The following is a 7,376-nucleotide window of genomic DNA, read 5'->3' on the forward strand; positions in this document are numbered from 1 at the left end:
CCGGAGAACCGCGTTGGAGGACGCGCCGGCCCCTTGAGGAGGATCATCCGCATGACCCAAGAAACGCTCCACCTGTCGCGCCGCCGCTTCCTGGCCGGCACCGCCGCGCTCGGAACCCTGGCGCTCGCGGGCGCCCGTCCCGCCTTCGCCGCGGGCGTCGACTGGAAGAAGCATGCCGGCACGACGCTCGAGGTCAATCTCACCAAGAATCCGCGCGGCGAGCTCCTGCGCAAGTACCAGGCCGAGTTCGAGGAGCTGACGGGGATCAAGGTCAACTCGGAAGCCACACCGGAGCAGCAGCAGCGCCAGAAGGCGGTGATCGAGCTGACCTCGGGCCGTCCGAGCTTCGACGTGATCCACATTTCCTTCCACGCCCAGAAGCGCCAGTACGAAAAGGCCGGCTGGCTCGCCGACCTTTCGGCCTTCATGGCCGACCCTGCCATGACCGACGCCTCGCTGACGGCAAGCGACTTCGCCCCCGCGGGCCTGTCCTATGCGAAGGACGCCGAGGGCCGCATCCGCGCCCTGCCCTTCTCCGTCGACTACTGGATCGTCTACTGGAACAAGGATCTGTTCGAGGCCAAGGGCCTCGCCTACCCTGAGACCTTCGACGCCATGCTGGCCGCCGCCAAGGCGCTGACCGACAAGGATGCCGGCACGTCCGGCTTCGTCGCGCGCGGCATGAAGAACGCCAACACGCCGGTCTGGACCTCCCTGATGCTCGGCTTCGGCCAGCAGGCGATCGGGCCGGACGGGACGATCCTCGCCGACAACGAGAAGGGCGTCGAGGCGGCGAAACTCTATCAGGCGCTGATGACCGAGACCGCGCCGCGCGGCGTCACCGGCTTCAACTGGGCCGAGTGCCAGTCCGCCTTTCTGCAGGGCAAGGTCGGCATGTGGTTCGACGGCGTGGGCTTTGCCGCGCCGCTCGAAAACCCGGAGCTCTCGCGCGTCGTAGGCAAGGTCGGCTATGGCGTGGTGCCGGCCGGTCCCGCCGGCCGCGCCGCCCCGACCCTTGGCGACGGCATCGCGGTGACGGAGGCCTCCACCAAGAAGGAAGCGGCCTATCTCTACTGCCAGTGGGCGGTGTCCAAGGAAATGGGCGCCCGCCTCTTCCAGGCCGGTGCGGGCGTGCCGTTCCGCACCTCGGTGGTCGAGGACGCCGAGGTGCGCAAGGGCGTCACCATGCCGGCCGAATGGGCCGACGCGGTGGCCCAGTCCGCCAAGGTCAGTCAGATCGCGCTCCCCGTCGTGATCCCGGTCACCGAGTTCCGCGACATCTATGGCGTTGCGCTCACCAACCTTCTCGGCGGCGCCGACCCGGCGGCCGAGCTGAAGGCCGCCACCGAGCAGTTCAAGCCCATCCTGGAGCGCAGCGAGGCCTGATGAGCGCCGTGACCTCCCATGCCGGCGAAACCGCGGCGGTGCCCGTCGCCGCGGGCAAGCGCGGGCGGCTTCGCCCGAGCTACTGGCCCTTCGTCATCCCCGCCCTCGTGGTGGTAGTCGCGGTGATCGTCTTCCCCTGGGCCTTCACGCTGTGGATGAGCGTGAACGCCTGGCGGCTCGGCGGGGAGGTCTCGTTGGTCGGCTGGGAGAACTACGCGCGGCTGGCGACGGACACCCGCTTCTGGGAATCGATGGGCCACACGCTCCTCTACACCGCGCTCTCGGTGATAGCGCCGCTCGTCCTCGGCACGCTCGCCGCCGTGCTCTTCGATTCCAAGATGCCGCTGAAGGGCGTGCTGCGCGCCATCTTCGTGATGCCGATGATGGCGACGCCGGTCGCGATCGCGCTGGTCTGGACCATGATGTTCAATCCCTCGCTCGGCGTCCTCAACTATCTCCTGTCCCTGATCGGCCTGCCCGAGCAGTCCTGGATCTACGACCAGTCCACCGTGATCCCCTCGCTGGTGCTGGTCGAGACCTGGCAGTGGACGCCGCTGGTCATGCTGATCGTGCTGGGCGGGCTCGCCTCGCTGCCGCGCGAGCCGTATGAGGGCGCCGAGATCGACGGGGCCAACGGCTGGCAGAAGTTCCGCTACATCACCCTGCCGCTGATCGCGCCCTTCATGATGGTGGCGGTGATCATCCGCTCGATCGACGCCCTGAAGAGCTTCGACATCATCTACGCGATGACCCAGGGCGGGCCGGGCACGGCGTCGGAGACGATCAACATCTACCTCTACAACGTCGCCTTCTCCTACTACGACATCGGCTACGGGTCGGCGATCGCCGTCGTCTTCTTCGTGGTCATCATCGCCATGTCGCTCGTCATGCTGCACCTGAAGCAGCGGGCGAAGTGGAACGGCTGAGAGGAGCCCGCACCATGAAGCTCCGTCGCCTTCTCGACCGCGCAGGCCTCCTGTTCCTCGGCCTCGTCTTCGTCTCGCCGGCCGTGTTCTTCTTCGTCTGGATGCTGTCGCTCTCGCTGAAGTTCGAGATCGACAACGGCGCCTATCCGCCGATCCTGATCCCCGATCGCATCGCCTGGGCGAACTACACGCGCATCTTCGCCGAGAACGACTTCCTCCTCTACTTCTGGAACTCGGTCCTCGTCACGGGCACGGCGACCCTCCTCGCCCTCCTCGTCGGCGTTCCTGCCGGCTACGGCATCGCGCGCCTGAAGGCCAACAAGGCCGCGATCGTCATCATGATCGCGCGCATGACGCCGGGCCTGTCCTTCCTGATCCCGCTCTTCCTCCTGTTCCAGACGATCGGGCTTCTCGGCACGCTGTGGCCGCAGATCGTGATCCATCTCGTGGTCACCGTGCCGATCGTGATCTGGGTGATGATCGGCTATTTCGAGACGACGCCGATAGAGCTGGAGGAGGCCGCCGTGATCGACGGCGCCACGGGCTGGCAGGTCTTCTCCAAGGTGGCGCTGCCGATCGCGCGGCCGGGCGTCGTGGTCTCGCTGATCCTTGCCGTGATCTTCTCCTGGAACAACTTCGTCTTCGGCATCGTGCTGGCCAGCCGCGAAACGCGCACGCTGCCCGTCGCCGTCTACAACATGCTCTCCTTCGAGCAGGTGAGCTGGGGTCCGCTGGCGGCGGCCGCCCTCGTCGTCACCCTGCCCGTCCTCGTCCTCACCATCGTCGCCCAGCGCCAGATCGTCGCCGGTCTGACGGCTGGTGCCGTCAAGTAGGAGCCCGCCATGGCCCCCGTCACCATCCGCAACGTGAAGAAGAGCTACGGCTCGGTCGCCACGATCCACGGCGTGTCGATCGACATCGCGGACGGCGAGTTCGTGGTGCTGGTGGGCCCGTCCGGCTGCGGGAAATCGACATTGCTGCGCATGCTGGCCGGCCTCGAGGAGATCTCGGGCGGCGAGATCCTGATCGGCGGCCGGGTGGTCAACGACCTGCCGGCCAAGGAGCGGGACATCGCCATGGTGTTCCAGAACTACGCGCTCTACCCGCACATGTCGGTCGCCGACAACATGGGCTTCGCGCTGAAGCTGAAGAGTGCCGCGAGGGACGAGATCGCGGCCCGCGTGAAGCCTGCGGCCGACATCCTCGGCCTGACGCCCCTCCTCGACCGCTTCCCGCGCCAACTCTCCGGCGGCCAGCGCCAGCGCGTCGCGATGGGCCGCGCCATCGTGCGCGACCCGCAGGTCTTCCTGTTCGACGAGCCCTTGTCCAACCTCGACGCGAAACTCCGCGTGTCGATGCGCGCCGAGATCAAGAACCTCCATCAGCGCCTCGGCACGACGATCGTCTACGTCACCCACGACCAGATCGAGGCCATGACCATGGCCGACAAGATCGTCGTCATGCGCGACGGGCGGGTGGAACAGGTCGGAGCCCCGCTCGACCTCTACGACCGGCCGGCCAACACCTTCGTCGCCGGCTTCATCGGCTCGCCCGCCATGAACTTCGTCCACGGCCGGGTCGAGGCCGACCGCTTCGTGACGGAAGGCGGCCAGGCGCTGCCCCTGCCGGGCGGGAGCGGCGCGGCGAAGCCGGGCAAGGCGACCTACGGCATCCGGCCCGAGCATGTGACCATCGACGAAGGCGGCGTGCCGATCAGGGTCGAAGTGGTGGAGCCGACGGGCTCGGAGGTGATGGTGGCGGCGCGTCTCGGCGATCAGCCGATCTCCTGCCTCTTCCGCGAGCGCCTGGCACTCAGGCCGGGCGAGACGATCCCCGTCCGCTTCAACCCGGCCTCGGCGCACCTTTTCGACGGCGACAGCGGCGCGCGCATCGCGGCCTCCCGGTAGCCGTCCCGATCCCGGCCGACCCGAACCGTCAGGGCGCCGAGCACCACGTCGGCGTCCGCTAGTGCCCGCCCGCCGGCGCCCCGCTGCCGAGCTTGACGTTGCGCAGGATCAGCGCGAGCGGCACGGCGGCGGCGGAGATCAGCATCAGGACGTGGAACACGTCGATATAGGCGAGGTATCCGACCTGGCGCTGCAGCGTCTGGCCGATCAGCGCCATGGCGCCCGACTGCGCGTCGGCCGGCGAGAACCCTTGCGTCTGGAGATAGCCGCTCATCGTGCGCATGGCCTCCTGATAGGCGGGCTCGGTCGGCACGATGTGCTCCACCAGCCGGCTCTGGTGGAACTGCTCGCGCCAGGCCAGCGTGTTCTGCGCGATCGACACGCCGATCGAGCCGCCGACGTTGCGCGCGACGTTGATCAGCGCCGAGGCCTGGTCGGTCTTGTCCGGCGGGATGCCGTCGTAGGAGGCCGTGGTGATCGGGATGAAGATCAGCGGCAGGCCGAGGCCGATATAGACGCGCGACCAGACGAAGAAGCCGAAGTTGAGGTCGGGAAAGAGGCGCGTGAGGTCCCACATGGCCCCGGCCACGATGGCGGCGCCCAGCGCGATGAGATATTTCGGCTGGACGGCGCTGGTCAGCCGCCCGACCACGAACATCATGGTCATGGTGACGACGCCGCCGGGCGAGAGCGCGAGGCCCGCCCAGGTCGCGGTGTAGCCGTAGAAGGTCTGGAGGAGTTCCGGCAGGAACTGGGTGGTGGCGATCAGGATCGCGCCGGTCGCCAGCATGACGAGGAAGCACGAGCCGAACTGCCGGCTCCAGATCATCCGGAGGTCCACCACCGGATTGGCATGCCGCAGCTCCCACGGAATCATGAACAGGAAGGCGAGGACGCAGACCGCCGTCGCGAGAATGATGAAGTTCGAGCCGAACCAGTCCTCCGTCTGGCCGCGGTCGAGGACGAGTTCCAGCGCGCCGAGGAAGGTCGCGACCGCCAGGAAGCCCACGAGGTCGAAGCGGATGCCCTTGCGCTTCAGCTTCTGCCGCTCGCGCACGGTCTCGGCCGATTCCGTCACCAGCGTCCACACCAGCACGAAGGCGAGGACGCCGATCGGCCCGTTGATCAGGAAGCACCAGTGCCAGGAGTAGTTGTCCGACAGCCAGCCGCCGAGCGTCGGGCCGACCACCGGCGCCACCACGACGGCGACACCGAAGAGCGCGAAGGCCTGGCCGCGCTTTTCCGGCGGGAAGCTGTCGGCGAGGATCGACTGCGAGATCGGCACCATGCCGCCGCCGGCAAAACCCTGGAGCACCCGAAAGAAGAGAAGCGACTCGATGTTCCAGGCGAGCCCGCACAGGACCGAGGACACGGTGAAGAGAGCCAGGCACACCAGATAGAACCGCTTGCGCCCGTAGCGCTTGGCGATGAAGCTCGAGGCCGTCAGCACGATCGCGTTGGACACGAGATAGGTCGTGACCACCCAGGACGCCTCGTCCGACGAGACGCCCAGCCCGCCCGAGACGTAGCGCAGCGCGACGTTGGCGATCGTCGTATCGAGAACCTCCATGAAGGTCGCGATCGAGACGACCACCGCGATCAGCCACGGATTGCCCGGCCGCCCCGCCGCGGCGTTCGACGACGCGCTCAACCGCTCAATCCTGCGGGCGCACTGTGACGGTCGGCACCACCGACATGCCGGGTCCGATCGACACGTCGGTCGGCCAGTCGTCGGCGACGATCTTGACCGGAATCCGCTGCACCACCTTCACGTAGTTGCCCGTCGCGTTCTCGGCCGGCAGCAGCGAGAAGGCGGTGCCCGAGCCGGGCTGCACCGAATCCACGCGCCCGGTGATCTTGTGGTCGGGATAGGCGTCGATCCTGACGTCCACCGGCTGGCCCGGCCGCATGTCGGTGATCTGCGTCTCCTTGAAGTTCGCCGTCACCCAGATTTCGTCGGGCACGAACATGGTGAGGCTCTGGCCGGCCTGGACATATTGCCCCCTGGCGCCCGTCAGGCGCACCACGCGGCCGGACTGGGCGGCCGTGACCGTCACGTAGGACAGGCTCAGCTCGGCCTGCGCGGCTTGCGCCTCGGCCTGCCGGAGGTCGGCGATCGCGGTCGCCTTCTGGGCCTGGAGCGAGCCGACCTGCTTCTGGGCCGAGACGACGCCGGCACGCGCGCTGGCAAGTTCCGCCTCCTGCTGCTGTAGGGCGGAGGTCTGCTGCTGGGCGGTCTGGACCGTGCCGGCGCCCGAGCGGACGAGTTCCTGGGCGCGCTGGGCCTGCTGCTGGGCGAAGGCGAGGCTCGCCTGCGCCTGTTCGACGCGCGAGTTGGCCTCCTCCACCTGCGCCTGCTGGGCGGCGATCTGCGCGTCGGCGCCGTTGACGCTGGCCTGCGCGCTCGCCACCCGCGCCTTGGCCTCCTCCAGCGCGGCCTGGTAGTCTCGCGGGTCGATGCGGAACAGGACGTCGCCGGCCTTCACATGCTGGTTGTCCTCCACCAGCACCTCGGCGATCGCGCCCGAAACCTGCGGCGCCACGGCGAACTGACGCGAATCGATGAAGGCGTCGTCCGTGGTCTCGTAGGGGTAGGAGTAGGTCAGCCAGTACCAGTAGCCGCCGGCTGCCGCCGCGATCACGACGACCACGGCCAGAAGGATCCAGACGGGATGGCGCTTCAGGAGGCCTGCCCGCTTCGGCTGAGCATCGCTCGGCGTTTCCTGTTTCGGTTCGGTGCCGGAGGCCGCATCCCGCGGCGCGGCCGGCTCGTCCGTCCTCTCCTGCCGCTCCGGCCGCGTCACGGGCCTTTCCTCGTCCAACGCCATGACATCCCCGCTCGCGCGAACCCGAAACGGATCACGAAGCCATCAACACTTCGCGAGCCGTCCCGTTCCAAGCTACGGTTCCTCCCGTCGCCGATCAACCCTGCCCTTCCGATCCCCGCTGGCCTTGTGGCGGCGGAGGCGTAGATTGGCCGGATCGAAGGATGTGCCGCAGTTCAGGGAGGAACCGCATCATGTCTGAACCGCAGATCGTCGGCTGGGCCCATTCGCGCTTCGGCAAGTCGGAGGCGCCCCACACGCGCGCGCTGATGGCGGAGGTCGCGCTTCCCGCCATCCACGATGCCGGCCTGTCGCCCGACGACGTCGACGGC

6 protein-coding genes are annotated in these 7,376 nt (G+C 68.1%); 4 read left to right on the forward strand and 2 right to left on the reverse strand.

Going from position 1 to position 7,376, the window contains the following annotated elements; translation table 11 throughout:
* The first annotated feature begins 51 nt into the window (after positions 1-51).
* The 4 genes from O5O54_RS14425 to O5O54_RS14440 are packed head-to-tail and all read left to right on the forward strand — an operon-like array spanning position 52 to position 4,219.
* A complete protein-coding gene (locus tag O5O54_RS14425; RefSeq protein ID WP_279482498.1) occupies positions 52-1,386 on the forward strand; it encodes an ABC transporter substrate-binding protein in 1,335 nt (444 codons plus the stop codon).
* Entirely contained in the window at positions 1,386-2,312 is a 927-nt protein-coding gene (locus O5O54_RS14430) for a sugar ABC transporter permease (protein ID WP_279482499.1), read from the forward strand. Before O5O54_RS14425 ends, O5O54_RS14430 begins: the two co-directional genes overlap by 1 nt.
* Positions 2,313-2,326: 14 nt before the next feature.
* Positions 2,327-3,145 carry a carbohydrate ABC transporter permease gene (locus tag O5O54_RS14435; RefSeq protein WP_279482500.1) on the forward strand — a complete coding sequence of 273 codons (819 nt, stop codon included), beginning with the start codon at positions 2,327-2,329 and terminating at the stop codon, positions 3,143-3,145.
* 9 nt (positions 3,146-3,154) lie between these two features.
* Complete coding sequence (locus O5O54_RS14440; protein WP_279482501.1) at positions 3,155-4,219, forward strand: sn-glycerol-3-phosphate ABC transporter ATP-binding protein UgpC; 1,065 nt, start codon at positions 3,155-3,157, stop codon at positions 4,217-4,219.
* A 58-nt stretch (positions 4,220-4,277) separates the two neighbouring features.
* Here the strand turns inward: O5O54_RS14440 and O5O54_RS14445 are convergent, their stop codons facing one another.
* Together O5O54_RS14445 and O5O54_RS14450 are read right to left on the reverse strand one after the other, a co-directional pair.
* Positions 4,278-5,870 carry a DHA2 family efflux MFS transporter permease subunit gene (locus tag O5O54_RS14445; RefSeq protein WP_279482502.1) on the reverse strand — a complete coding sequence of 531 codons (1,593 nt, stop codon included), beginning with the start codon at positions 5,868-5,870 and terminating at the stop codon, positions 4,278-4,280.
* A gap of 4 nt (positions 5,871-5,874) precedes the next feature.
* Positions 5,875-7,023, reverse strand: coding sequence for an HlyD family secretion protein (locus O5O54_RS14450; protein WP_279482503.1), 1,149 nt, complete (start codon positions 7,021-7,023; stop codon positions 5,875-5,877).
* Positions 7,024-7,376 lie beyond the last annotated feature (353 nt).

The sequence above is a fragment of the Aureimonas sp. SK2 genome (genome assembly GCF_029813115.1).
GTDB lineage: Bacteria > Pseudomonadota > Alphaproteobacteria > Rhizobiales > Rhizobiaceae > Aureimonas.